This window comes from Streptomyces sp. NPDC049954 (assembly GCF_040656295.1).
Classification (GTDB): domain Bacteria; phylum Actinomycetota; class Actinomycetes; order Streptomycetales; family Streptomycetaceae; genus Streptomyces.
In genome coordinates this window covers 78,004-103,829 of record NZ_JBFALS010000001.1, presented here as the reverse complement: position 1 = coordinate 103,829, position 25,826 = coordinate 78,004, and the positions used below count along the sequence as shown (strand labels likewise).

Here is a 25,826-nt window from a genome sequence, read left to right as displayed (position 1 = left end):
CCGGCTCCGGTGGCTCGCCCGGGCCCCCGGAGCCGGACGCCCCGGCGGGCGCCGATCGACGTCTCGGCGCGTCGAGCTGTCTCGCGTACGGCGAGTACAGGATGCCCGCGCTCCGAGGAAGACCCCCATGGCGTGGTCGGCCGTGTCTGGTGGGGGGCACCCCCCGGGGTGCCGTCATCGGCCCGGCCGCCCGTTCTCGGGGGCCGGGGGCGGGACCAGCACGCTCTGGACGGCGGGTCCGACCAGCGTGATCAGGGTTTCGCGCTCCGCCCCGGTGAGTGTCGGGACGCCGACGACACCCCGTCCCACCATGAGCCCGACGAGCATCGAGGAAACGATCCCCGCCCGGAGCGTCGCCTCGTCGACCGCGCGCGAGGCGATGGCGTCGACGAGCAGCCGCTCCTGGAGGAATGCGCGCAACTGCTCGTTCGCCCGTTCGTTGACGATGGCGCCCCGGAGCATCGCCATCAGCGGCTCCGCGCTCCGCGCGTCGCCTTCCCAGATCTCGATGAAGGCGCGCACCACGCGCTCGCCGAGCCCCTCGTCGGGTCCCTCGAACGCCGCGCTGAAGCCCGTCAACGCGTCCGCCGGGATGGACATGACGGCGGCGAACAGCTCGTTCTTCGACCCGAAGAACTGCATGACGAGCGAAGCGTCCACTCCGGCGTCGGCCGCGACCCGTCGGATCGTGGTCGCGGTGAAGCCGTCGGTCGCGAATCGGGCGCGGGCCGCGTGGAGGACGGCCTGCCGGGTCGTGCTCGTTCCCGGCCGGCGTCCGCGGCGCCCGGCGGGGGCGGGACTCGTGTGTGCGGTCATGTGCTGAAAATACCTCCCGGACCATAATCTCAACGCAGGTTGAGTTGTGGGGTCCGCAGACGTACGGTCGCCTTGTTGCCAGAGCCTTTACGCGACGAAGTGATGCGAGGTACTCCTCGTGAGCGATGACAAGAAGGTCTTCACGCCGTCCCGCCGCTGGAGCCGGTGACCCTGCGTGACGGAGTCACGATCCACGTCGACCTCTTCCGTCCCGCCGGGGCGGAGCGGGTGCCGGTCATCGTGGCGTGGAGCCCGTACGGGAAGGCCCAGGGGACGTCCGCCGGCGTGATGGGCATCTTCGGCATGGTCGGGCTGGACAACGGCGTCGTCTCGGGCCTGGAGAAGTTCGAGGGCCCGGACCCGGCGTACTGGTGTGCGCGGGGCTACGCGATCCGCAACCCCGACATCCGGGGTGTGGCGGACTCCGAGGGCGACAGCGTCCTGTGGGACCGGCAGGAGGGCCGGGACTGCCACGACCTCGTCGAGTGGCTGGGCGTCCAGGACTGGTGCACCGGCAAGTTCGCGATGAGCGGGACGTCCTGTCTCGCGGTCTCCCCGTGGTTCACCGCGGCCGAACAGCCGCCGCACCTCGCGGCGATCAACCCGTGGGAGGGCGTGAGCGACGTCTACCGCGACCTGGTGCTGCGCGGCGGCATGCCCGACACCGGCTTCGCCCGGCAGCTCCAGGGCAACAGCTACTTCGGCAAGGGCCAGAAGGAGGACGTCCTCACGGAGGCCGAGCGCCACCCGCTGATGGACGACCTGTGGGAGAACAAGATCCCGCTCTTCGACCGGATCACCGTGCCCGCGTACGTCGTCGCCAGCTGTTCCAACACGCTGCACACCGCCGGTACTTTCCGTGCCTGGCGCCGGATCGCCTCCCCGGACAAGTGGCTGCGCGTCCACAACAGTCAGGAGTGGCCCGACTACTACGACGAGGCGAACCGGGAGGATCTGCGCCGCTTCTTCGACCACTTCCTCAAGGGCGAGGCGAACGGATGGGAGCGGACCCCCCGGGTGCGCTACGACGTCCTCGATCTGGAGGGCGGGGACCAGGTGAACGTCCCCGCGGACCAGTTCCCGCCGGCGGACGTCACGTCGACGAAGTTCTACCTCGACGGCCGCTCACGGACCCTGGCGACCGAAGCACCCACCACCGGGGCCACGGCGGGCTACACCTTCGGCTCCAACCCCGACACCGTCTCGTTCGTGACGCGCTTCGAGCGGGAGACCGTGCTGGTCGGGTACCCGAAGGCGCGTCTGTGGGTCGAGGCGAAGGGCTCCGACGACATGGACCTGTTCCTCCTCGTCCAGAAGCTCGACGCGTACGGCACGCCGCTGCGGCAGTTCACCGTGCCCCATCAGGGCGCGATGATCCAGGACGTCACCGAGCGGGGCGCCTCGATCCTGCGGTACAAGGGCTCGGACGGCCGCCTGCGCGTCTCGATGCGCCACCTGGACAAGGCGCTGGCCACCGACGACGTCCCCGCCCACACCTTCGACCGGATCGAGAAACTCTCCCCCGGCGAGGTCGTCGACATCGAGATCGACCTGCTCCCGGTCGGGCTCACCTTCCACCCTGGCGAACAGCTCCGCCTCGTCGTCAGCGGCCACTCGGTCCTGGGCACGATGATGCCCGGCATCCGCGAGTACGCCCCTGCCAACGGCGGACAGCACGTCATCCACACCGGGGGCGACCGCGCGTCGTACCTCCAACTCCCCATCAGGGCCTCGTGACCCGGCCGGCCCGCCCCCGCCCCTTCGGACGGAGGCGGGCCGAAGCCGTACGCGGTCGTTCGCAGCCTCGCGAGCAGCACCCCGACGGGTGCGCCGGGGACGGTGGCGACGGACCGGGCCGTGAAGGCACTGATCGAAGGGAATCGGCGGACAGCGGGGACACGTCCAGGGAACTCCGCGCAATCCGGTCAGGGCCGGCGTCAGCCGTGCCCCCACCGCGCGTGACTCACGCGCGGTCCGGCGGCCTCGCCCCTCGCCGCCCGCCCGGGGTATCGCGGGCGGCGAAGGAGTCACAAGGCCACGACGACCGCCTTGCTCCGCATGAGGAAGTCCCCGACGTAGTCCTCGTGCGGGAGGGTGCCCCGGCTGTACACGGTCGGCGCGTCCAGGTGGACGTTCCCGATGCTCGGCTCGCGCAGCAGCGCGGCCACGAGGTCCGCGTCCCGGGTGAGCGCGTTGACGACGAGCGAACCGCGCAGCGGGCCCGGGCCGTCGGCCTTCCTCCAGGGGGCGACCCACACGCACGGGAACGGCAGTTCCCTCGCGAGCAGCCGGTCCTCGGTGTCCGCGACGGCGAAGACGGCGGGGCCCAGGATGACGCCCCCGTCCGGCGGACGGCGGGACACTCCGCGCGGGGCCGGGGGCTCCCGGGAAGGGGAGTGGTGTCGTTCACCATGGTGACTCCGATGGCGTCAGTGCTGGTGGCGGCGCGAGGAGGCGCGGCGTGCCGGCAGGGGTCGGGACCGAACCGAGGGGGAGGGGTTCAGAACCGACAACAGAAGCCTGTGACCATGCCACAGCGCACGCCGGAGGGCGTGTCAGGTGTGGTGGTCGGAGCGCTCATGCCTGGATGATTGCGGCGCGCGGTGGGCCTGCGCAAGCCGTCTCGGCAACCTTCCCATCATGCGAGACGGCCGCAACCCGGATGTCCGAGGCCATTCAAGTCCCTTGATTTACACGGCTGTTGTAAGCCGAAACATTGAGTGACCGTGCGGGGCGCGCTCACATGGGGAGAGGTGCCGGCGCCTTCGGGCGGGCGAACTCCTGGTGCAGGAACCGCGCGAGCGCGGCCAGCTGCCGGTAGGCGCGGTCGGTGCGCCAGACCAGGCCGAGCTGGGAGGGTTCTTCGAGACCGTCGACGGGGAGGTAGCGCACATCGCTGCGGGTGGCCCGCTCGGCCAGCGGCCGGCACACCAGCATGCCGTGCTCGCCGGAGGCGACGAGCGCGAGGCCCTCCTGCGCGGTCGTGATCCCCGTGGTCGAGCGGATCGGTGTGCCCTCGGGGGTGGAGCGGGGTACGCGGGCGGCCTTCCAGTAGTCCGGGGCGTCACCGACGGGGTGCAGCAGGTCCAGGGACGCGAGTTGCTCGACGTGCACGCGTGCGGCGCCCGAGAGCGGGTGGGAGGTGGCCAGGGCGAGCAGCCGGTCCTGCGGGGGGAAGCGGAAGCCGATGGTCAAGGCCGTCTCGTTGACCGGGAGTTCGACCACGGCGGCATCGAGCCGGCCCGCCAGTACGGCGGAGAAGGGGGAGCCGAGCGGGATCTCGCTCAACACCAGGGTGACCTCGTGCTGGGCGCGCAGCCGGCGGAACGCCTCGGTGACCTCCTCGTAGACGCTGCCGTGGAAGCCGATGCGCAGCTGGCACAGGCTGCCGCTGCCGGCCCGCGCGCGAGCCCGGGCGATCACGGAAGCGAACGCCTCGTGAGCCGGGCGCACTTCCTCGACGAACTGGGCGCCGAAGCGGCTGAGCGCCACGCTGCGGCTGGTGCGGTCGACCAGCCGGGCCCCCACCCGGCGTTCGAGAGCCGCGACGAGTTGGCTGACCCGGCTCTGGGAGCAGCCCAGGCGGGTGGCGGTGCGGCCGAAGTGCAACTCCTCGGCCAGCACGAGCAGGCACTCGATCTCCTGGACGTGGACCTGGTTCATCGTGTCCCTTTCCCCGTGCGGGATCGATAACTCTAACTCATCGACCCTTGAGAAGTTGGCCGTTGATCCCGCCAGGGCGCACTGCTTTGGTGGTGCCATGGATTCGCACGCACCGGTGGAGAACACCGGCCAAGCTCCGGCACGCACCACCCCCTGGCAGTGGGTGACGGTCACCGTGGTGGCATTGAGCACGTTCGTGGTCGTGACCTCGGAGATGCTGCCCGTGGGCGTGCTGACCCCGATGGCCGAGGGGCTCGGGATCAGCGCGGGAGAGGCCGGTTCCAGCCTCACCGTCACCGGACTGGTCACCGCGGTCGCCGCCCCGGCGGTGCCCCGCCTGCTCGGCGGCGTCGACCGGCGCCTCGTGCTGGCCGTCGCGATGGTGGTGCTGGCCGCGGGGAACGCGCTGAGCGCGGTCGCGCACGGCTTCGGGCTCCTGGTGGTCTCGCGCGTCGTCCTGGGCCTGGGGATGGGCGCCGTGTGGGGCCTCGCGGCCGCGGTCGCGACCCGTCTCGTGGCACCCCGCAACGTGGCCCTCGCCGTGTCCGTCGCCGTCAGCGGGGTCGCGGTGGCCTCCGTGATCGGCGTCCCCCTCGGCACGTTCGTCAGCGACGCCTTCGGCTGGCGTGCCGCGTTCACCGCGCTGTCCGCGGCCGCTCTGCTCCTCGCCGCCGGTCTCGCGCTCGCGCTGCCCCGCCTGCCCCGCCCCGCCCCCTCGGCCGGAGCGGACAGCGCACCGGACCGCCAACGCTCCCTGCGCGGCGCTCCGGTGATGGCCGGTCTGGTGCTGATCGCCCTCCTCGTCACCGCGCACTTCGCCGCCTACACCTACGTACGCCCCCTCCTCGAAGAGCGCACGGGTATGGCAGCGGGCGCCGTCGCCCTGGTCCTGCTGGTCTACGGCGTCTTCGGACTGGCCGGGAACTTCGCGGCCGGCGCCCTCGCCGCGCGCCGCGCCCGCGTGACCGTCCTCGGCCTGACGGTCGGCATCGGCGCGGCGATCACGCTGCTCGCGCTCTTCGGCGGCTTCGCCGGTCCCACCGGCGTGAGTGTCGCCCTGTGGGGTCTCGCGTACGGCGGGCTGTCGGTGTCCGGCCAGATCTGGATGACGCAGGCCGCCCCGCACGACGTCGAGCGCGTGACCGGGCTGTACGTCGGTGTCTTCACCGCGGCGATCGCGCTGGGCGCCTTCTTCGGCGGCGTCGTCGTGGAGCAGGCCGGCATCACCTCCCTGTTGTGGAGCGCGGCCGGACTGGCGGTCGTGGCCCTGGCCGTCGGACTTGTCGGCCCCCGTCCCGCCTCCGGGCCCGCCCGGACGGCACGTGCGAGCGCCGCACCCGAACGGGCCCGCGAGAACGCGGCCGGCACCCGGACCGGCGACCCCGCCGCCTGAGAGGCCGGGCCAGGGGGAGTGCCGTCGTGCGCCGCTTGCCGACAGGTGGCAGGGCGTGGCGCGGTACGGGGCAGTGCGGCGGTCGACGGCCGCCAGGTGCTCGTCGCGTTCGGGCGGCGCGACGACGGCGACCAGAACGGCGGGGAGCAGCCGATCGTCTGAGCGGCACCGCGCCCTCGGCCGACGACAAGGCAGTCGCCGCCGTCCTCGGGTGAGAGGCCCACGACGAGGACCTCCCGCTCGCGGCCGGACCGGTTACTCGACGGTGCGGGCGAGGATTCCGAGTGTGGCGCGCAGCCCCGCCTCCGGGATGACGGGGAAGACGTCCGCCTGCCGGTACCTCTCGTCGATCTGGCTCCAGTCGTAGAAGGACGTGACGAGGGTGCCCGTGGCGGTGGGCTCCAGGCGGTACCCGTACAGGTGGCGGATCGGCGGTTGGACGGTGCCGGAGATCGTCCACTCCAAAAGCGCGTCGTGCTCGTAGCGGGTGATGATCACGGTCACGTCGTACCGGCCCATGGGCAGGTCGCCGAGAGCCTCCCGGTCCATGTGCACGGTGAACTCGTCGCCGACCGCACCGACAGGGCCACCTTCGGCGGACTGCAGCATCCCGGAACTGTCGATCGCCACATGCCCCTGGGGGGACCGCAGCACCTCGAAGATCGCTGACGCAGGCGCGGCGATCAGTCGGGTCACGTCGAATCGCTCGGTCGTCATGCCCCCACCCTCACACACGAGGTCGCGGCCACCCGCACGGGGAACTCCTCGTGGGTCGCCCCTCCTGACTCGAACCCGAGGCTGAGCGACTGAGCGACCCACGAGAAGGCCGGACGGTCGGACCCTCCGGCGTCGCCGCCGACGGCGTACGGCCGGTTCAGCGCACCCTGCCTCGGGGCTTGAGCGGCACCGGAGGCAGTTCGGGCGCGGGCAGGCCAGCGCCTTCGTAGCCGCGCACCGCACCGAACCGTGACCCGTTCGTCCAGTCCTCCCGGGCCTGCTCGATGTCGTCCTGCGTCCTGCCGACGAAGTTCCACCACATGATCAGCTCCTCCGCGAAGGGCTCGCCGCCCAGGAGCATCACCGAGGCGTCCGACTCCGCCCGCAGAGGCAGTTCGCCGCGGCCGCAGCCCAGGTAGAGGAGGGAGCCGGCGGAGACCGGGACGCCGTCGACGACGACCTCGCCGGACATCGCGAGGACGCCGTACTCGAAGTCCGGCTCCAGCGGCAGCCGCGCCCGCGCACCGGAGGCCAGGCTCAGGTCGGCGCCGACGATCGGGGTGTACGCGGTGCCGGGCGAGGCCGTCCCGTCGAGGGAGCCGAGCAGCAGGGTCGCGGTCAGTCCGGGCGCCTCGACGGTCGGCAGGTCGGGGTGGTGCTCGAAGTGCGGCTCGACGTGCCGGTGCGCGTCGGGCAGGGCGACCCACAGCTGGGCACCGTGCAGGAACCGCGCGTGGGACTTCGGGCTCTCCTCGGAGTGGGAGATCGCCCGGCCCGAGGTCATGAGACCCAGTTCGCGGGGGCGAATGGTCTGGGTGCTGCCCAGCGAGTCCCGGTGCAGCACCTCGCCCTCGTGCAGCCAGCTGACGGTCTGGAGCCCCATGTGCGGGTGCGGGGGGACCTGCATGCCGGGCTCGTCCGCGATGTCGTCGGGCCCGTAGTGGTCGACGAAGGCCCAGGCGCCGATCATGCGACGGCCCAGGTTCGGCAGCAGACGCCTCACCTCGGTCGACTCACCGAGCCGTACCCGGCGGGGGCTCAGCAGTTCACGGACGGGCTCGGCGACGACGAAGCCGCGCCCGCCGCACACCTTCGGCTCGGGACGCGTGTCCAGGTTGCTCATGCCGCTCAACCTAGAGGATGCCCGCGAAGGTGCCGCGCCGCGCCTACGTCGCCCCGCCGGGCCGGCGGCCGCGCCGGGTGCCGGGAGCGCGCCCGCGTCCCACCCGTACGGGTCCGCCCAGCGCGACGCGCGGCGCCCACGCCGGTGCAATGAACGGGTGAGAGCCACCCCCGACGACTGCCTCGCGCGCAACGAGTGGATCTGCGGGGAGTACCTGAGCACCCGGCGGCACATCCTGCTCGACGCCGTCGTGCAGCACGTCGAACTGACGGCGGTCTCCGTCGGCATCGCCCTCGTCATCGCCGTACCGCTCGCCGTACTCGCCCGGCGCTGGGGCTGGGCGGCCGGGCCCGTGCTCGCCGCCACCACCGTCCTCTACACGATCCCGTCGCTGGCCATGTTCTCACTGCTGCTGCCGCTCTACGGGCTCTCCGCGACCCTCGTCGTCGCCGGACTCGTCCTCTACTCACTGACGCTGCTGGTGCGCAACATCCTCGCCGGACTGCGCGCCGTGCCCGAGGAGACCCGGCAGGCGGCCCGCGGCATGGGATACGGACCCGTACGGCTCCTGCTCACCGTGGAACTGCCCCTCGCCCTGCCCGCGTCCATGGCGGGCCTGCGGATCGCGGCGGTCTCGGCGGTCTCCCTCGTCACCGTCGGTGCCATCGTCGGCTTCGGGGGACTCGGCAACCTCATCTACTCCGGGATGAACACTTTCTTCAAGGCACAGGTCCTCACCGCCTCCGTGCTGTGCGTCGTGATCGCCGTCCTCGCCGACCTGGTGCTGCTCCTGGCCCAGCGGCTGCTCACCCCGTGGACCCGCGTATGAAGACCCTCGGCGACTCCTGGGACTGGCTCACCGACTCCGCGCACTGGGCCGGGGAGAACGGCATCGGCCACCGCCTGCTCGAACACGCCGTGCTGACCGTGGTGTGCCTGGCCGTCAGCTGCCTGATCGCGCTGCCCGTCGCCCTCGTCCTCGGCCACCTCGGCAAGGGCGGCGCCCTGGCCGTCAACCTGTCCAACATCGGCCGGGCCGTCCCCACCTTCGCCGTGCTGGTCCTGCTCCTGCTGACCCCGGTCGGCCGCTGGAGCGAAGGCCCCACCGTCGTCGCACTCGTCCTGTTCGCCCTGCCGCCGCTGCTCACCAACGCCTACGTCGGTATGCGCGGCGTCGACCGGGAGATCGTGCGCGCCGCCCGCGGCATGGGGATGACGGGCACCCAGATGCTGCGTCGCGTCGAAGTCCCCCTCGCCCTGCCGCTCATCCTCACCGGCGTACGCGTCGCCGCCGTCCAGCTCGTGGCCACGGCGACCATCGCCGCGCTCGCGGGCGGCGGCGGACTGGGGCGGATCATCACCGCCGGGTTCAACCTCGCCTCCACCCCGCAGGTCGTCGCCGGCGCCGTGCTCGTCGCCGTCTTCGCGCTGCTCGTGGAGGGCGCCTTCGCTCTCGCGGAACGCCTCCTGCCGCGCCGGGGGAGGGCGCCGGCATGAGCCCGCGCAACACGCTCGCCGTGGTCGTCCTCGCCGTCCTGTTCCTGTTCGCCGGCTGCTCGACCGGGCCCTCGCTGGAGAACCGCGGCGAGGTCACCGCCCCGCCCGGCGACAACAAGCACCTCACCATCGGCTCGGCCGGCTTCACCGAGAGCGATCTGCTCGCCCAGATGTACGCCCTGCTGCTGCGCGAGGCCGGGTACGGCACCGAGACCATCACCGTCTCCAACCGCGAACTGTACGAACCCGCTCTGGAGTCCGGGCAGATCGACGTCGTCCCCGAGTACGCGGCGACCTTCGCCGACTGGCTGCACACCAAGAAGAACGGAGCGGACGCACCCCCGGTGGGCTCACCGGACCTCGACACCACGATGCGCGCACTGCGCCGGCTGGCCGCCCCGCGCGGCCTGAGCGTCCTCGACCCGGGCCGCGCCGTCGACCAGAACGCCTACGCCGTCTCCGCCGCCTGGGCGCGCGAGCACCGGCTTCGCACGCTCAGCGACCTGGGCCGCTCCGGGCTGCGGGTACGGATCGCGGCCGGCGACGAATGCGCGACCCGCCCCTACTGCGCCCCCGGACTGCGCAAGACCTACGGCATCGACATCACCGGCATCGACCCCAAGGGCCTCGGCACCACCCAGGCGAAGAAGGCCGTGCAGGACGGCACCGCCCAGATGGTCGCGACGACCACGACCGACGCGACCCTCCCCGACTTCGGGCTCGTCCTGCTCAAGGACGACCGCAAGCTGCAGAACGCCGACTACCTCGTGCCCGTCGTCAACCGCGCGCAAGCCGGCTCCGCGCGGATCGCGAAGGCCCTCGGCCGGCTGGGCGCCGTCCTCACCACCGCCGACCTGGCCGACCTCAACCGGCGCGTGGACAGCTGGCGCCGGCTGCCGCAGGACGTCGCCCGCGACTACCTCAGGAGCAAGCACCTCGTCTGACGGCGCCCGCACCCGCGCTCACAAGGGCCCCCGACGACCGCGGAGAACCCGCAGCGTGGCTCAGGCGTCCGAGACCGAGTCGAAGGCCACCTCCTCGCGGCCCACACCGCGCGCGTCCGCGTCCACCGAGCGGCGCAGCGCCTCGTGCAGCTTCGCCGGGGTGAGCACCCCGAGGAAGCGGGCCCCGTCCAGCACCGCGACCCAGCCGGCGTCGTGCTGGAGCATCACCCCGAAAGCCTGCTTGAGCGGTGAGCCGACCGGGACCCACGCGTTCATGCGGTGGGCGAGGTCGCCGACCGTGCGCCCCTCGGCGCGCGCGACCTCCTCCAGACCCACCCAGCCGTGCAGTTCGCCCCCGTCGTCCAGCACGACGGCCCAGCGGGCCCCCTCGGCGCGCATCCGGTCGGCCGCGTGCCGGGCGGGCTCCGCGCAGCGCGCGACCGGCGGCTCCTCCAGGTCGTCGGGGCGCACCTCGGTGACCGACAGCCGCTTCAACCCGCGGTCGGCGCCGACGAACTCCGCCACGTACGCGCTCGCCGGGCGGCCCAGGACCGTCGCGGGCGTGTCGTACTGCTCGATCCTCCCGGGCCCGTACACCGCCATCCGGTCGCCGAGCCGTACCGCCTCCTCGATGTCGTGCGTCACCAGCAGCACCGTCTTGCGCAGGGAACGCTGGAGGTCGAGGAACTGGTTCTGGAGCCTCTCCCGCACCACGGGGTCGACCGCGCCGAAGGGCTCGTCCATGAGCAGCACCGGCGGATCGGCGGCCAGCGCCCTGGCCACCCCGACGCGCTGACGCTGGCCGCCCGACAACTGCCCGGGATAGCGCCCGCCGTACGTCTTCGGGTCGAGCCCCACGAGGTCGAGCAGCTCGGCGGCCCGGGAGCGGGCCCGCGAGCGCTTCCAGCCGACCAGCTCGGGGACGGTCGCCGTGTTGTCGAGGACCGTGCGGTGCGGGAACAGGCCGACCTGCTGGATGACGTAGCCGATGCGCCTCCGCAGCCGCACCGGGTCCACGGACATCACGTCCTCGCCGGCCACCTCGATGCGGCCCGAGGTGGGCTCGATGAGCCGGTTGACCATCATCATCGTGGTGGTCTTTCCGCAGCCCGAGGGGCCGACGAGGGTGACCAGCTCGCCCTCGTCCACCTCGAAGGAGAGATCGTGGACGGCGTCCGTGCCGTCCGGGTAGCGCTTGCCGACCCGGTCGAAGCGGATCACCGCGGCCCGCCCCTCACACGCCACCGGGCGTACGGCCCCGCCCGGGGGGAGAGAGAGGCGTGCCCACAGGTCAGGAACAGAGCGACGCGCATCGCGGCTCCCTCGTCGATCAACGGCTGCCCGTCAGCGTAAGCACGCATCGCCCGATGCGGCATCAGGTGCGCGCGCACGAGGGCGCGGGGCACACCGGGCGGCCGGGGGAGGAGCGGGCGGCGGGCATGTGCTGAACTGGGAGGTCCGCGCACCACCACCGCCACCGCAGGAGCACCATGGCCGCCACCTACCGCCAGCCCGGAGTCGTCCTCACCGACCGGCTCTTCACCGTCCCCCTCGACCACGACCGGCCCGAGGGCGAGCAGATCGAGGTGTACGGCCGCGAGGTCGTCGCCACCGACCGGGGTGCGGGCGAACGCCCCTGGCTCGTGTACCTGGAGGGCGGCCCCGGCTTCGGGGCCAAGCGGTTCGTGGGCCGGGAGGCCTGGCTCGGCCGGGCCCTGAAGGACTACCGGGTCCTCCTTCTCGACCAGCGCGGAACCGGGCGGTCCACCCCCGCCGACCGGCAGACCCTGCCCCTGCGCGGCGGACCGCGCGAGCAGGCCGACTACCTCGCCCACTTCCGCTCCGACGCGATCGTGCGCGACTGCGAGCTGATCCGCGAGACCCTCACCGGCGGCGCCCCCTGGACCGTGCTCGGCCAGAGCTTCGGCGGTTTCTGTGTCACGCGCTACCTCTCCAGCGCGCCCGAGGGGCTGAGCGCGGCCCTGCTCACCGGCGGTCTGCCCTCCCTCGACGCGCACGCCGACGACGTGTACCGCGCCGCGTACCCGAGGATCGAGCGCAAGGTCACCGCGCACTACGCCCGCTACCCGCAGGACGTGGACCGGGTCCGCCGCATCGCCGAACACCTCGCCGAGTACCGGCCGGTGCTCAACGGCGGATACCGCCTCACCGTCGAGGCGTTCCAGTCCCTCGGCATCATGCTCGGCGGCGGCGACGGCAGCCACCGTCTGCACTACCTGCTGGAGAACGCCTTCGTGCGGACGGCCACCGGGCCCAAGCTCTCCGACGCCTTCCAGGAGGCGGCGCAGGCCGCGCTCTCCTACGCCGCCCACCCGCTGTACGCCCTTCTGCACGAGGCGATCTACGCCCAGGACCACCGCCCCACCGGCTGGGCCGCCGAACGGGTGCGCGCAGAGTTCCCGCAGTTCGACGCCGAGAAGGCCCTCGCCTCCCACACGCCCGTCCTGTTCACCGGAGAGTCGGTGCACCCCTGGGCCTTCCACTGCGATCCCTCCCTCGCCCCGCTGCGCGAGACCGCCGAACTGCTCGCACAGCGCACCGACTGGGCCCCGCTGTACGACCCCGCGCGCCTGGAGCGCAACGAGGTGCCGGTGGCCGCCGCCGTCTACCACGACGACATGTACGTGGACACCGCCCACTCCCTGCGCACCGCGCGCACCGTCAAGGGGCTGCGCACCTGGGTCACCGACGAGTTCGAGCACGACGGGCTGCGCGCCGGTGGCGAGCGGGTCCTCGACCGGCTGCTGGGGCTCGTGCGCGGGGACATGTGACATGAGCGAGAGGTGGCCGACCGGCCCGGGCGAGGCACCGGACCACGTCCAGGAGGCCCGCGCGGCGCAGGACGTCCTGGCCGGGGTCGGCCCCCGCCTGCGCCGGTTGCGCAAGGAAAGTGGCGCGACCCTCGCCGAGCTGTCCGAGACGACCGGGATCTCCGTCTCGACGCTCTCCCGGCTGGAGTCGGGGCTGCGCCGGCCCACCCTGGAACTCCTGCTGTCCCTGGCCCGGGCCCACCAGGTCGCCCTCGACGAACTCGTCGGCACCCGGCCCGTGGCCGACCCCCGGGTGCGCGCCGAACCGATCCTGCGGCACAACCGCAGGATGTACCCGCTCAGTCGCCACCCCGGCGGACTCCAGGCCTACCGCATGGTCATCGAAGGCATGGAGGAGCCGGACACCCGCACCCACGAGGGGTACGAGTGGCTGTACGTGCTCCACGGCAGACTCCGGCTGGTGCTCGCCGAGCACGACCTGGTCCTGGACCCGGGGGAGGTGGCCGAGTTCGACACCCGCCTGCCGCACTGGTTCGGGCCCGCCGAGGACCGCCCCGTCGAACTGCTCAGCCTCTTCGGCCCGCAGGGCGAGCGCATGCACGTCCGGGCTCGCCCGAAGAGCCGTACGGCGGACTGAGAGGGGAGTGGCGCGGGGCCCGGTCCCCGCGCTCTTCCAGAGGCCTTCCCGGGCGCCTTACCGACCGCTTAGTATGCCGAGCGAGGACACACCCCCGAAGGCGCTGGGAGATCCGATGCGGGCATGGCAGGTGCGGGAGACGGGCGAACCGGTCGAGTCGATGCGGCTGGCGGAGGTGGAGCGGCCCGTGCCGGGGCCCGGGCAACTGCTCGTGCGGGTGAGCGCCGCCAACGTCAACTTCCCCGACGCGCTGCTGTGCCGGGGCCAGTACCAGATCAGGCCGCCCCTGCCGTTCACGCCAGGAGTGGAGCTGTGCGGTCTCACCGAGGACGGACGACGGGTCATCGGAACGCCCGCCCTCCCGTACGGCGGCTTCGCCGACTACGCGGTCATGGAGGAGGCGGCCACGCTGCCCGCCCCCGACTCCCTGGACGACGCGCAGGCCGCCGCCCTGCACATCGGCTACCAGACGGGCTGGTTCGGGCTGCACCGCCGAGCCGCGATCCGGCCCGGCGAGACGCTGCTCGTGCACGCCGCGGCCGGTGGGGTCGGCAGTGCGGCCGTCCAGCTGGGCAGGGCGGCCGGCGCGAAGGTGATCGGCGTCGTCGGTGGCCCCGAGAAGGCGCGGACCGCCCGTGAACTGGGCTGCGACCTCGTGCTGGACCGGCACACGGACGACCTGATCGCCGGGGTCAAGGAGTTCACCGGTGGCCGCGGCGCCGACGTCGTCTACGACCCGGTGGGCGGCGACGCCTACACGAAGTCCGCCAAGTGCGTGGCCTTCGAGGGGCGCATCGTGATCGTCGGCTTCACCAGCGGCACCATCCCGGCGCCCGCGCTCAACCACGCCATGGTGAAGAACTACTCGATCCTCGGGCTGCACTGGGGGCTGTACGCCCGGCACGATCCCGCGGCGATCGGCGCGTGCCACCGGGAACTGACGAAACTCGCCGCCGAGGGCGCCATCGCCCCGCTGGTCTCCGCGCGCCTCCCGCTGGAGCAGGCGGCCGAGGCCGTGCAGAAGGTCGCGGACGGCGCCAGCACCGGCCGCATCTGCGTCATCCCCTGAGCGCTCGCACCGGGACGGGAGCGGCACGGAGCCTCAGTTCCTCCTGCGGCTGAGCCGCTCCCGCAGACGCAGGCCACCGCTCCGGCCGGCCCGCCCACCCCGCTGCGGTTCCGGGGTGCGTGCGGGGGCGGGCACCCGCAGACCGAAGTACGAGTTCGGGCCCCGGCTGCGTGCCTCCAGCCGTACCGCCGCGAACTTCAGCGTCGCGCTCTCCTCCACCGCGGCCGCGGCGGCCGCGCGCCGCTTCGTGTCCTCACCGAGCACCTCGCCGGGTCCGGCGCCGGCCCCCGTGTTCGTGGGAGGCGGACTCACCCGGCGCATCCGGGCCGCGTCCACCGACTCGGCGAGCAGTTCGTACTCGACGGACTCGTCGTGCCAACGGACCTCGACGAGCTCTCCGGCCAGTAAGTCCTCGGCGAGCCGTAAGTGCCCGTCGATGTCGCTGCTCCACGCCCGCAGCGCGTCCGGCACCGCCCAGGCCCGTTCGGCGGCCTCGATCAGTGAGCCGGCCGGCAGCCACGGGGCGTCGGGCTCCGGGTCCAGCAGCCGGGCCAGCCACTCGGCACGTTCCCTGAGCCACGCGACCGCCAACGGCAGGGAGGGGGCGCGGTAGACACCGAGCGGCACGCCCACCCGGACACCGCCGCTCACGCCGTAGGCGGTGACGTGGCACAGGAATTCTTCGTGCATGGCAGCAGGCAGTCCTTCGCGTCGACAACCGGCCCTGTCACCTGCGGGCGCAGGCGGTCCGCTTTCCGCCGAAGGAACAGCTGCCGAAGAGGCTGCCGTTGCGCACGAGGCCGTCCGGGGCGCGAATCCCTCGTCGGGCCATGATTATCCAGCGCCCGGGACAGCGAACTCCGCTCAATTCCCGCCACATTTGCGCGGCAATTGCCGGGCGGACGGCCGATATCCGCCACCGGACCGCAGAGCTTCACGGAAAGTGTCCGTGACCTCGTCCTTTCGCTGGACGCCGAGCCGGGGCCGACAGTCGCCGGCTAATGCGGAAGGAGGGAATCCGGAGGGCGGTGCCGTGAAGACGGGGCGAGCGCCGGCGCCCTGTCGGGCGGAACTCTGGGAAAAGCAATTCGGCCTGACCATTCTGCACTGTGCACAGTGTGTCTGCCGGTGTGTCCTGTGCCCGGGGCGGGGGCCGGCCACCCGGCCGCCCCGCCGACACGCCGAGTGGGGGACCGCTCGACCCGCCGGGCCCACCTCAGGGGGCGGAGGGTCCTGGCGGCGGCCCTCGCTCCTCGGATGCGCCGATTCCCGGGGATTCCGGGCCATCCCGCAAGGATTCCCCGGGGCGGCACATCAAATCTGTCCTTGCCGCATCAGAAAATCTTGCCAGTGCGGGCAGGATTCGCGGTGGACCGAAAACTCACGGCAGGTACGCCGTGCCACGGCGGCCCAGCCGTGCTAATCTTGATCCAGTTGCAGTTGTGGTTCCCATAAACTTCAAGTGCCTTCGGCCGTTTCGGCGGCCGGGCACTTTTGTATTTCTGGTGATTTTCTCCGGACGGGGCACATTGCGGCGACATCGGTGCCCGTAAAGTGCGGGTACCGGACACTGCTCCGAAGGAGATGCACATGGCTTCCGGTACCGTGAAGTGGTTCAACAGCGAAAAGGGCTTCGGCTTCATCGAGCAGGAGGGTGGCGGCCCCGACGTCTTCGCCCACTACTCGAACATCGCCACCCAGGGCTTCCGTGAGCTCACGGAGGGCCAGAAGGTGAACTTCGACGTCACGCAGGGCCAGAAGGGCCCGCAGGCGGAGAACATCGTCCCCGCCTGACACCTGGCGAAGGACTCGGCTGGGGCCCGCACCCGTGGTGCGGGCCCCAGCCCATTGCCGTTTTCGGGGCCGCGCCCCGTAAGGTGTACCGAGGGCGGTGACACGCCACTGCGTGTGCCCCTCTCCGCGCCCGACCGCGCCGCACTCACCGATCCGGTGGAATGCGACAGTCCGGCGCACCGCGTCACTGCGGGCCGTTCCGGTCCGCCGCTGCCGCTCCTTCTGTTTGTCCGGCTCGTTCTTGTGATTCATGCGGCGCGTACTCGCCGGGAATTCCTCGATACGTGCCATATCGAGGAAAGGTTCTCTGTGAACCGCTCATCTCGCACGAACGACCGCTATTCCAATCCGCGCCGCTCCGGCGGTGGGGACCGGGGTGCCCGTTTCCGCCCGCAGGGCCAGGGACAGGGCCGGCCCGGCAACCGCTCCGGCGGCCACGGCCGGCGTCCCTCGGTGCAGGGAGAGTTCGCTCTTCCCGTCACCGTGACGCCCGCGCTCCCCCCGGTGGAGGACTTCGCCGCCCTCGACATGCCGGCCGAGCTGCTCGCCACGCTCAGCGCCGTCGGCGTCACCCAGCCCTTCCCGATCCAGGCCGCCACCCTGCCCAACACGCTCGCCGGCCGGGACGTCCTGGGCCGGGGCCGCACCGGTTCCGGCAAGACCCTCGCCTTCGGGCTCGCGCTGCTGGCCCGTACGGCGGGGCGCCGCGCCGAGGCGCGACAGCCGCTCGCCCTGATCCTCGTCCCCACCCGGGAACTGGCCCAGCAGGTCACCGACGCGCTCACCCCCTACGCCCGCTCGCTCAGGCTGCGCATGGCCACGGTTGTGGGCGGCATGTCGATCGGCCGGCAGGCGGGCGCGCTGCGTTCCGGGGCGGAGGTCGTCGTGGCCACCCCCGGGCGGCTCAAGGACCTCATCGAGCGCAAGGACTGCCGCCTCGACCAGGTGAGTATCACCGTCCTCGACGAGGCCGACCAGATGGCCGACATGGGCTTCATGCCGCAGGTCACCGAGCTGCTCGACCAGGTCCGTCCGGGCGGACAGCGCATGCTGTTCTCGGCGACCCTGGACCGCAACGTCGACCTGCTGGTGCGCCGCTACCTCAACGACCCGGTGGTCCACTCCGTGGACCCCTCGGCGGGCGCGGTCACCACCATGGAGCACCACCTCCTGCACGTGCAGAACGCCGACAAGTACGCCACGATCACCGAGATCGCGGCCCGCGACGGACGCGTCATGCTCTTCCTCGACACCAAGCACGCCGTCGACCAGCTCACCAAGCACCTCCTGAACAGCGGTGTCCGGGCGGCCGCGCTCCACGGCGGGAAGTCCCAGCCGCAGCGCACCCGCACGCTCGCCCAGTTCAAGAACGGCAACGTCACCGCGCTCGTCGCCACCAACGTGGCCGCCCGGGGCATCCACGTCGACAACCTGGACCTCGTCGTCAACGTCGACCCGCCCACCGACCACAAGGACTACCTGCACCGGGGCGGCCGTACCGCCCGGGCCGGGGAGTCCGGCAGCGTCGTCACACTCGTCCTGCCCAACCAGCGGCGTGAGATGACCCGTCTGATGGTCGCCGCCGGGATCACCCCGCAGGTCACCCAGGTCCACTCCGGTGAGGCCGAGCTGAGCCGGATCACCGGGGCCAAGGCGCCCTCCGGGGTGCCCGTCATCGCCGCGCCGGTCGCCGCCGAGCGGCCCCGCCAGCGGGGCGGCGCCCCCTTCCGCGGCATGGGCAGCAGGCCGGGCCGCTCCGGTGGCTCCTCGCGACGGGTGTCGGAGGCCCGGCAGACCGCCGAGGCGCGCAAGGCCGCGCGGGTGCGGCGCGACGCCGCCTGACCGGAAATCGCCCACCGTCCGCGGCGCCCCCACTTCCCGGGGCGCCGCGGACGTTCGCGTTCCCGGGGCGGGAGCCGCTGTCGGGCTCGCGGAGGGCGCGTCGTACGGTGAGAGGTGGGACCGGGGTACCTCTCGGCCCCCGCCGACGGCCTCCCGGCCACGGGCGTCCCACCGCCATGACGAGAGGACCGGCCGTGACCTCGACGGACCCGCCCCCGGAGCCGGGCGAGGCCCCGGCGCCGCGCTCCTACGAGCCCGCTCCCGCCGTCGGCAAGCTGCTGCTCTTCCTCGGCGTCTTCCTCGTCTTCGCGGTGATCGTGGTGGCGGGCGGCGTCTACCTGACCGCGGGCTGACCCGCGCCGGGCAGGCACGACGTCCCGCGATCACTCCTTGACGGCGACCAGGACGTAGCTGTTGCCCACCTGCCACACCGGGCTCGCCGGGCCGAACCCGGCCTCGCGCAGCAGTTCCACGTGCCGGGCCAGGGTGAGCGAACCGGCGTTGCCGGCCGAGGAGCCCGTGCGGCGGCGTGCGCACAGGTCGGTGAGTTCGGGATCGCGCTCCGCCTCCGCCCACCAGGTCTCCCAGTCCTCGTGGTCGAAGGCGTGTTTGCGCTCCGCCCGCCGGGTCCCCACGTACGCGGCGATCTCGGCGACGCCGAGCGCGTCCTGCGAGAGGTGGTCCGCGTTGATGAGCACCCCGCCGGACCGCAGCAGTCCGGTCAGCCGCGCGTAGGTGCGCCGCAGTACCGGTTCGGACAGGTAGTGCAGGGCGGTGGTGGAGACGACGGCGTCCAGCGGCCCGGACAGGGCGAGACGCTCGGTCCAGCCCGGCTCGCCGATGACCGCCTCGACGTAACGCGCGGCGTCCGGATGCCGGGCGCGGGCGAGTTCGAGCAGGACCGGGTCCATGTCGACGGCGACGATCTCGGCCCCCGGCAGCCGCCGTACGAGGCGGGCCGGGAGCGAACCCGGGCCGCAGCCCAGGTCCAGTACCCGCGGCCGGTCCTGGCCCGCCGTGACGTGCTCCACCACGTCGGCGACGACGACGAAGCGTTCCTCCCGGTCGATGGCGTACCGCTGCTGCTGTTGCTCCCAGCGGTTCACCCACCGTGCGGCCGTCGGCATGCTCACACTCATCTTGCTCTACCACCTCTACCGTGTCGTCCGTGCGCACAGACCCCGAATCTACAGGTGAAAATCATTTCCAAAAGCTGGGGAAGGCGCAAATCGGCGAGGCGGCAAACGGGTGACGCCCCAAGAGGCCGCGCGGGTCAGTGCGGAGTCAGCCCGGCGAGCACCTCCAGCAGCCGGTCGATCTCCGCAGGAGTGTTGTACGCGTGCAGGCTCACCCGTACGGAACGGCGCTTCTCTCCGCCGCTCGCCTGGCACAGCGCGTCCGCCCGCACCATGAAGCCGTGGCTGAACAGGATGAATCCGAGGTCAGCCGCGTCGATGTCCCCGTGCCGGAAGGTCACGATGCCGTGCCGTCGCTGTACGGGGGAGTCCCGCGCCAGGCTGAGCTGACAGCCGACCACCTCGTAGACGGGCAGGGAGCGCAGGCCCTCGGTCAGGCGCGCCGCGAGGTCCACGGTCCAGCGTTCGATGCGTTCGAGGCCGGTCGCGTCGAGCCAGTCGAGGGCCGCGCCGAGGCTCGCGACGCCCACGGTGTTCGGCGTGCCCTCCCAGCCCGCCGGGGCGAAGGGGGCGCCACGCCGCCCGCGCGACCACACGGCCCCCGTGCCGGGCAGAGCCAGCGCCTTGTGCCCGGAGAAGACCAGGAAGTCGACGTCCAACGCCCTTACGGAGACCGGGAGATGCCCGATGCTCTGGGCCGCGTCGAGACAGATCACGACGTCCGGCCCGACCGCCTCCCGGATGCGGTGCACGTTCATGTCCCCGCCGTAGACGTGGTGGACGTGCGTCGCGGCCACGAACCGGGTCCGCGGGGAGAGCAGACGGGTCAGGGCGGGGATGTCGTAGTCCCCCGAGCCGGGCTGGCAGGGCAGCTCGTGCACGGTGACGCGCACCCCGCGCGCCGCCAGCAGGTCGCGGGCCTCCAGCCACGGCGCCGTGTTCGCCTCGTGGTCGGCGAAGGGGACCACGATCTCGTCGCCGTCCACGAGTTCCGCGACCAGCCAGTCACGCGCGACGGTCCGCAGCCCCTCGCTCGTCCCGCTCACGAAGTGCACCCGCGAGTGCGCGGGATCGGGGTCGTCCAGGAAGGACTTGACGCGCTCGCGGACCTCCTCGACCAGGCGAGTGGTCCGGTTCGCCCACGGATACGTGCCCCGGCCCGCGTTGGCGTTGGACGTCGTCAGGTACGTCTGCACCGCGTCCAGGACGGCTTGCGGCTTCTGCGCGGTCGCCGCGCTGTCGAGGTAGGCGAGCCGGGGGTGCGCGGTGATGATCGGGAACTGCGCGCGCACCTCCCGCTGCCAAGCGGACGGTTCGTCCGACGCGGCCGCTTCCGGCGCGGCGGGACCCGGGATCGTCATGGGACGTCACTTCCTGAGGGGAGCGGAAAAGCACGGGCAGGGCACGTGCCGGGACGGGCGTTCACTCGCGGACCAGCGGCGCGCCCGCGTCGCGCCACGCGACGATCCCGCCGGACAGGCTGCGGACGTCGGGATGGCCCATGCGGCTCAGCAGGGCGGCGTACCGGGCGGACTTCTCCCCGACCGGACAGGCCAGCAGGACGGGCTGCTTCTTACTGAACGGCAGGCCGCCGCGCAGCAGTTCCTCGAACAGTTCGTCGACGATGTTGATCGCCCCCTCGATGTGCAGCGCGGCGTACGCGTAGGAACCGCGCAGGTCCACGACGAGCGGCCGTTCGTGCAGGAGCCACTCCTGCGCCTCGTTCACGCCGATGACCGTCGCCGCGTTCAGTTCCGTCTCGCTGAGTGTGCCGAGGGAGTTCCCGGTGGGGCGCCGCCCGAGGAGTTCGGGGCGCCGCCCGCGCACGTAGCTGAGATAGCTCTCGACCCGGTCGCACACGATGAACACGGCGGTCGCGCGTTCGGTGAGCCCCGCGTCCACCTCCCGCAGGTGGCGCACCGCGCCGAAGTAGGCGGCCCCGCCCGTGGGCCCGGCGAGGATGCCGCAACGGCGGTTGAGCACGAGCATTCCGTCGATCGCGTCGTCGGAGCTGACCGTGTCGATCAGGTCGTAGTTCGCCGGGTCGAAGAGCCCCACCTCCTGCACCTCGTCGATGTTGCGGATCCCCGGCACGAAGTCCGATTTTCCGGCGACCAGCCCGAGTACCCGCACCTTCGGGTCCCGCTCCCGAAACGCCCGGGCCACCCCGGACGAGGAGCCGGCCGTCCCCACCCCGGCCACGAACCAGTCCGGCACCCGTCCGTCGAGGTCCGCCACGATCTCCGGCCCCGTCCCGCTCTCGTGCGCCTCGGCGTTGCGCGCGTTGAAGTACTGGTCGGTGTGCAGGGCGGGGTTGCCCGGCTCGGACAGGCGCCGGTGGAACAGGGTCAGCGGGTCGTCGGAGTCGCTCGGGTCAAGGCATTCGCTCTGCCCCGGCAGCTCCTCGATCTCCGCGCCGAGCAGCAGGAGCAGTTCTTTGATCTCGGGGATCTTCATGCGGTTGGTGACGCTCGTGAAGCCGATTCCGTGCATCCCGGCGATGACGGCCAGCGCCTTCGCGGTGTTCCCGCTCGACAACTCCACGATCCCGCCGCCCTGTTCGACGGCCGAGGCGAGCCCGGGGCGGGCCATGTTCCAGGCCGCCCGGTCCTTGAGCGAGCCGAAGGGGTTGGCGAGTTCGAGCTTGGCGTACAGGTCGATGTTGCGCAGGCCGTGCACAGCCGGATCGATACGCACCAACGGGGTGTCCCCGATGGTGTCGAGAACGCTGTCATACCTCATGTAATCCCTCGTGAACGTCGGCTGTGGAAGCGGCCGGGGGGTGTGCGGCGGGGGCCGCCGGGTCCTCCGGCACGTGCAGGGGCCAGTAGAGATCGTCGAGACTCCAGCGCCAGACGCCGCCCTCGTCGTGGACGGCGGCCTTGCGGGCCGGCGGACGCCGTTGGGCGTGCGAGGCGTTGAAGTCCATGCAGTAACCGGCGGTGTTGGGAAAGGCCAGCAGGTCGCCCGGGGCGGGCCGCCGGGGCAGGTGCACGATCCTCCGGGTGATCAGGTCGGACTCCAGGCACAGGTTGCCGTGCAGGTACACGCGGACCGGCCGGCCGTCCTCGTCGCGTGTATCCCCCCGCCCCGCTCCGGGGCGCGGTACGAGGACCGGATCGAGCAGGATGCCGTGCTCCTCCAGGGCGCAGTCGTCCGCGTTCATCCCGAGGCGCACCGTGAGCACCTCCTCCGCCTCGTCCCCGCCGCGCACCTCCAGGACCCGGGCCAGCGTCGCCCCGCACTGGTCGACCAGAGCGCGGCCCGGTTCCACCGACAGGTCGAAGAGGTGCTCCAGCAGGACCTCGCCGAGCGGACGGCCCAGCGAAGGGGCGGCCTGCGCGAGCAGCGCGTCGAGGTAGTCCGCGCCGGCCACCTTCCGGTAGGAGGGGTACAGCTCCAGACTGCCGCGCAGCGTGCCCGCGTCGTTGCTCAGCCCGTAGCCGTGCCGGCGCCAGGTCATCGGCGGCCGGCGGCCGAGCGCGGCCAGTGTGAGCTGCGTCGTGTACGTCTCCCACTGCGCCTCGTGAGCAAGGTAGTTGACGCCGAATCCGCCGCCCATGTCGATCACCGTCGGCCGCAGTCCGTGCTCCAGGCACTCGTTCATCGCCCGTACGCAGCCCTCCAGGGCGGCGGCCTTCTCCTGGAGGCTGGTGGTGTCCAGGTGGTAGGCGACTCCCGCGATCTCCACGGCGTCCCGGTGGCGCTCCGCGACCTTCAGCAGAGTGTCCAGCGCGCTCACCGGCGTACCGAACCGGCTGCGTCGGCTCAACAGGCGCACCCCGCCGCCCGGGCGCTCGCCGGCGAAGTCCGACAGGCGCAGCAGGACGCGGGCGCGGCGCAGGCGGTGACGGCGCACGAGAGCGGCCAGCGCGTCGAGTTCGGCCGCGCCCTCGACATTCACCGTGACCCCCGTGCGCGCCGCGAGCCAGAGGAACTCGGGCTCCTTGGGGCCCGTCGCACCGATCCGCTCCGGGGTGAACCCGCAGGACAGCGCGTGCTGAAGCTCCTCCAGGGAGGCGACGTCCAGGGACGCGTCGGTGCTCGCGAGACGGCGCACCAGGGCGCTCGACCGGTTCGCCTTGTGCGCGAAGTGCACGGCACCGCGCAGGTGGTGGCGGCGGAACACGGAGCGGAAGTGTCGTACGTTCTCGGCGACCTGCTCGGGCAGCACCACGTTGAGCGGGGTGCCGAGCCCGTCCACCAGGGGGTGCAGGAAGTCGCCGGAGGCCAGTAACGACGTCAGCCGTGGAGCGAGCCTGGGCTCCAGGTACAGGGGGGCGGCGGGCAAGGAGGGCACTCACTTTCCGAGGGGAAACACGACCGGGCCGGGGGGTTCGCAGCGTGGAACGCGTCCTGCGCACCGCACCGCACCGCGTCGTGCCGGACACGGGCCGCGGGCGGGAGACAGGGGCAGGGCGCGCGCCGTCCAGGGGCTGTCCCGGGGCGTTTCGCAGGCGAACCGGATGACGACACCCCCCTTTCTGACATGATTGTCATATCGATGATGTCCAGGCGGCGGGCCCTCCATGCCTGGGTCGCCGAGTTTGGCTCGCGAGGGCCTCTGCCCGCCCTCACGTTCCACCGGCGCACGACGTGGGCGCGACGATGCGGGGGAGGGGCGGGGGCGACAGAATCGGGAGCGGTTCGTCCCGTTGGCGTGCCCCCGGCCGCAGAATGCCGAGCGCGCCCTCGTCCACGCCCAGGGAGAGAACATGCACACCACTCAGGCGCGAGCCGTACGTTTCGACCGCTACGGCGACCGGGACGTCCTGTACGTCGCCGAGGTACCGGTGCCGCAGCCCGCGCCCGGAGAGGTGCTCGTGGAGGTGCGGGCGGCGGGCATCAACCCCGGGGAGGCCGGCATCCGCTCGGGCGCCCTGCACGAGGTGTACCCGTCGACCTTCCCCTCCGGGCAGGGCAGTGACCTCGCGGGTGTCGTCACCGCCCTCGGCGCGGGCGTCGAGGACTTCGCGATCGGTGACGAGGTGCTCGGCTACTCGTGGCAGCGCTCCAGCCACGCCACCCACGTCGTCGTGCCCACCGACCAGCTGATCCGCAAGCCCGCCGCCCTGAGCTGGGAGGTCGCGGGGGCCCTGTACATCGTGGGGTGCACGGCCTGGGCGGCGGTCGAGGCGGTGGCGCCGCGGCCCGGCGAGGTGGTGGCCGTCTCGGCGGCGGCCGGCGGCGTGGGCAGCGTGGTCGTCCAGCTCCTCGCGGAACGCGGGGCGCGCACCCTCGGCATCGCCTCGGCCGCGAACGCCGACTGGCTCTCCGGGCACGGCGCGACCCCGGTCCCGTACGGCGACGGCCTGGAGGACGCCCTGCGCGCGGCGGCCCCCACCGGCGTCGACGCCTTCATTGACCTCTTCGGCCCCCAGTACGTGCAGCTCGCCCTGGACCTCGGCGTCCCGCCGCACCGGATCGAGACGATCATCTCCTTCGCGAAGGCGCAGGAGGCCGGTGCGCTCGCCAAGGGCAGCGCCGACGCCTCCAGCCGCGAGGTACTCGGCGAACTCGCGGAACTGGTCGCCTCCGGACGTGTCGAGATCCCGGTCGCCGCGACCTACCCGCTGGACCGGGTCCAGGACGCCTTCGCCGAACTCGAACAGCGCCACACCCACGGAAAGATCGTGCTCATCCCTTAGTGGGGCTCGGTCGGGCTGGTGTGGGCGACGTGTGCCGCTCGGTCCGGTCCGTAGACTCGGCCGCCATGGAAGCACCGACCTCCTTCGTGCATCACCTGGGCGTCTTCGCATCGGACTTCGAGGCGAGCGAGCGGTTCTACACCGCCGCGTTGGAGTCTCTCGGGATCACCGCCGGTTACCGGGCCGAGGGCGTGGCCGAGTACTGGCATCCGGCGTCCGACACGCCCTCGCTGTCCCTGGAGCGTGCGGAGGAGGCGGCCGCCGCGACCCGGGGGGCGCACATCGCCTTCACGGCGGGCAGCAGGGAAGCGGTCGACGCCTTTCACGCGGCTGCGGTGGCGGCCGGGGGCACGTCGCGGCACGCTCCGCGCTCGTGGAGCGAGTATCGCGCCTACTGTTCGTTCGTCACCGATCCCGACGGCAACAACATCGAGGCCGTACACAAGGAGATCCCCTAGGGGGCGGCCGGGCGGACCGGGAATCGGCCGTCCGCCCGGAGGAAGCCCCGCTCGCCAGGGCGGACGCGAGCGACCTTCGGCCGCTGGGGGCGCGTCGGACCGGCGGGCATCGAGGGGTGCCGACGCCGGTGGGCGCGACGCGTCCGGGGCGCGCGGTAGTCGGGGCGAGGGGCGCACCGCCGCGACGGGCGCCCCCGCGCGGGTCGACGCGCGAGGGGCGGCGACGCGGCCGACGGCCTTTCTCGTGCGGCCTTTCTTGTGGCGGTGGACGTCCGGGAGGCGTCGTCGATCGCGTGA

24 protein-coding genes are annotated in these 25,826 nt (G+C 72.4%); 13 read left to right on the top strand and 11 right to left on the bottom strand.

Annotated features, from left to right (window positions below; genetic code table 11):
* Positions 1–174: 174 nt before the first annotated feature.
* Positions 175–816, bottom strand: a complete 642-nt coding sequence (locus tag AB0J21_RS00440; protein WP_363143507.1) for a TetR family transcriptional regulator — start codon at positions 814–816, stop codon at positions 175–177.
* A 165-nt stretch (positions 817–981) separates the two neighbouring features.
* Here AB0J21_RS00440 and AB0J21_RS00435 point away from each other — a divergent pair, with 165 nt between their 5' ends.
* Entirely contained in the window at positions 982–2,553 is a 1,572-nt protein-coding gene (locus tag AB0J21_RS00435) for a CocE/NonD family hydrolase (RefSeq protein ID WP_363143506.1), read from the top strand.
* Positions 2,554–2,843: 290 nt separating this feature from the next.
* On the opposite strand, the gene AB0J21_RS00430 is transcribed toward AB0J21_RS00435, so the two are convergent.
* Positions 2,844–3,179 carry a hypothetical protein gene (locus AB0J21_RS00430; protein ID WP_363143505.1) on the bottom strand — a complete coding sequence of 112 codons (336 nt, stop codon included), beginning with the start codon at positions 3,177–3,179 and terminating at the stop codon, positions 2,844–2,846.
* 376 nt (positions 3,180–3,555) lie between these two features.
* Complete coding sequence (locus AB0J21_RS00425; RefSeq protein ID WP_363143504.1) at positions 3,556–4,479, bottom strand: LysR family transcriptional regulator; 924 nt, start codon at positions 4,477–4,479, stop codon at positions 3,556–3,558.
* Positions 4,480–4,576: 97 nt separating this feature from the next.
* Between AB0J21_RS00425 and AB0J21_RS00420 the strand changes: the two genes are divergently transcribed.
* Entirely contained in the window at positions 4,577–5,872 is a 1,296-nt protein-coding gene (locus tag AB0J21_RS00420; protein WP_363143503.1) for an MFS transporter, read from the top strand.
* A gap of 255 nt (positions 5,873–6,127) precedes the next feature.
* Here AB0J21_RS00420 and AB0J21_RS00415 read toward each other — a convergent pair whose 3' ends face one another.
* Together AB0J21_RS00415 and AB0J21_RS00410 are read right to left on the bottom strand one after the other, a co-directional pair.
* The gene (locus tag AB0J21_RS00415) at positions 6,128–6,589 is read right to left on the bottom strand and encodes an SRPBCC family protein (protein WP_363143502.1); all 462 of its coding nucleotides are present in this window, start codon (positions 6,587–6,589) and stop codon (positions 6,128–6,130) included.
* A 157-nt stretch (positions 6,590–6,746) separates the two neighbouring features.
* Positions 6,747–7,712 (bottom strand): pirin family protein, encoded by a 966-nt coding sequence (locus tag AB0J21_RS00410; protein WP_363143501.1) that lies wholly within the window; start codon positions 7,710–7,712, stop codon positions 6,747–6,749.
* 157 nt (positions 7,713–7,869) lie between these two features.
* Here AB0J21_RS00410 and AB0J21_RS00405 point away from each other — a divergent pair, with 157 nt between their 5' ends.
* Genes AB0J21_RS00405 through AB0J21_RS00395 form a run of 3 tightly spaced genes read left to right on the top strand, consistent with a single transcriptional unit; the run spans position 7,870 to position 10,153 of the window.
* Positions 7,870–8,541: an ABC transporter permease gene (locus AB0J21_RS00405; RefSeq protein WP_363143500.1), complete on the top strand. Its 672-nt coding sequence runs from the start codon at positions 7,870–7,872 to the stop codon at positions 8,539–8,541.
* Positions 8,538–9,209: an ABC transporter permease subunit gene (locus tag AB0J21_RS00400; RefSeq protein ID WP_363143499.1), complete on the top strand. Its 672-nt coding sequence runs from the start codon at positions 8,538–8,540 to the stop codon at positions 9,207–9,209. Before AB0J21_RS00405 ends, AB0J21_RS00400 begins: the two co-directional genes overlap by 4 nt.
* Entirely contained in the window at positions 9,206–10,153 is a 948-nt protein-coding gene (locus AB0J21_RS00395) for an ABC transporter substrate-binding protein (RefSeq protein WP_363143498.1), read from the top strand. Before AB0J21_RS00400 ends, AB0J21_RS00395 begins: the two co-directional genes overlap by 4 nt.
* Positions 10,154–10,213: 60 nt before the next feature.
* Here AB0J21_RS00395 and AB0J21_RS00390 read toward each other — a convergent pair whose 3' ends face one another.
* A complete protein-coding gene (locus tag AB0J21_RS00390; RefSeq protein WP_363143497.1) occupies positions 10,214–11,374 on the bottom strand; it encodes a betaine/proline/choline family ABC transporter ATP-binding protein in 1,161 nt (386 codons plus the stop codon).
* Positions 11,375–11,643: 269 nt separating this feature from the next.
* Here AB0J21_RS00390 and AB0J21_RS00385 point away from each other — a divergent pair, with 269 nt between their 5' ends.
* From AB0J21_RS00385 to AB0J21_RS00375, 3 genes are all read left to right on the top strand, one after another.
* Positions 11,644–12,945 carry an alpha/beta fold hydrolase gene (locus AB0J21_RS00385; RefSeq protein ID WP_363143496.1) on the top strand — a complete coding sequence of 434 codons (1,302 nt, stop codon included), beginning with the start codon at positions 11,644–11,646 and terminating at the stop codon, positions 12,943–12,945.
* Position 12,946: 1 nt separating this feature from the next.
* Entirely contained in the window at positions 12,947–13,582 is a 636-nt protein-coding gene (locus AB0J21_RS00380; RefSeq protein WP_363143495.1) for an XRE family transcriptional regulator, read from the top strand.
* Between the two features lie 115 nt (positions 13,583–13,697).
* Positions 13,698–14,651: an NADPH:quinone oxidoreductase family protein gene (locus tag AB0J21_RS00375; protein ID WP_363143494.1), complete on the top strand. Its 954-nt coding sequence runs from the start codon at positions 13,698–13,700 to the stop codon at positions 14,649–14,651.
* Between the two features lie 33 nt (positions 14,652–14,684).
* Here the strand turns inward: AB0J21_RS00375 and AB0J21_RS00370 are convergent, their stop codons facing one another.
* Entirely contained in the window at positions 14,685–15,341 is a 657-nt protein-coding gene (locus tag AB0J21_RS00370) for a hypothetical protein (RefSeq protein ID WP_363143493.1), read from the bottom strand.
* A 900-nt stretch (positions 15,342–16,241) separates the two neighbouring features.
* Between AB0J21_RS00370 and AB0J21_RS00365 the strand changes: the two genes are divergently transcribed.
* The 3 genes from AB0J21_RS00365 to AB0J21_RS00355 all read left to right on the top strand — a co-directional run bounded on the left by AB0J21_RS00365 (position 16,242) and on the right by AB0J21_RS00355 (position 18,640).
* Positions 16,242–16,445: a cold-shock protein gene (locus tag AB0J21_RS00365; RefSeq protein ID WP_363143492.1), complete on the top strand. Its 204-nt coding sequence runs from the start codon at positions 16,242–16,244 to the stop codon at positions 16,443–16,445.
* 309 nt (positions 16,446–16,754) lie between these two features.
* A complete protein-coding gene (locus AB0J21_RS00360) occupies positions 16,755–18,287 on the top strand; it encodes a DEAD/DEAH box helicase (protein WP_363143491.1) in 1,533 nt (510 codons plus the stop codon).
* Between the two features lie 194 nt (positions 18,288–18,481).
* Positions 18,482–18,640, top strand: a complete 159-nt coding sequence (locus tag AB0J21_RS00355) for a hypothetical protein (protein ID WP_363143490.1) — start codon at positions 18,482–18,484, stop codon at positions 18,638–18,640.
* 30 nt (positions 18,641–18,670) lie between these two features.
* Here AB0J21_RS00355 and AB0J21_RS00350 read toward each other — a convergent pair whose 3' ends face one another.
* The 4 genes from AB0J21_RS00350 to AB0J21_RS00335 all read right to left on the bottom strand — a co-directional run bounded on the left by AB0J21_RS00350 (position 18,671) and on the right by AB0J21_RS00335 (position 23,714).
* Positions 18,671–19,426 (bottom strand): class I SAM-dependent methyltransferase, encoded by a 756-nt coding sequence (locus AB0J21_RS00350; RefSeq protein ID WP_363143489.1) that lies wholly within the window; start codon positions 19,424–19,426, stop codon positions 18,671–18,673.
* Positions 19,427–19,560: 134 nt separating this feature from the next.
* Complete coding sequence (locus AB0J21_RS00345; RefSeq protein WP_363143488.1) at positions 19,561–20,784, bottom strand: aminotransferase class V-fold PLP-dependent enzyme; 1,224 nt, start codon at positions 20,782–20,784, stop codon at positions 19,561–19,563.
* A gap of 61 nt (positions 20,785–20,845) precedes the next feature.
* A complete protein-coding gene (locus AB0J21_RS00340) occupies positions 20,846–22,165 on the bottom strand; it encodes a pyridoxal-phosphate dependent enzyme (protein ID WP_363143487.1) in 1,320 nt (439 codons plus the stop codon).
* Entirely contained in the window at positions 22,155–23,714 is a 1,560-nt protein-coding gene (locus AB0J21_RS00335) for a Y4yA family PLP-dependent enzyme (protein ID WP_363143486.1), read from the bottom strand. Before AB0J21_RS00335 ends, AB0J21_RS00340 begins: the two co-directional genes overlap by 11 nt.
* A gap of 424 nt (positions 23,715–24,138) precedes the next feature.
* On the opposite strand from AB0J21_RS00335, the gene AB0J21_RS00330 reads away from it, so the two are divergent.
* Both AB0J21_RS00330 and AB0J21_RS00325 read left to right on the top strand, forming a co-directional pair.
* Complete coding sequence (locus AB0J21_RS00330; protein WP_363143485.1) at positions 24,139–25,071, top strand: NADP-dependent oxidoreductase; 933 nt, start codon at positions 24,139–24,141, stop codon at positions 25,069–25,071.
* A 65-nt stretch (positions 25,072–25,136) separates the two neighbouring features.
* Entirely contained in the window at positions 25,137–25,529 is a 393-nt protein-coding gene (locus tag AB0J21_RS00325; RefSeq protein ID WP_363143484.1) for a VOC family protein, read from the top strand.
* Positions 25,530–25,826 lie beyond the last annotated feature (297 nt).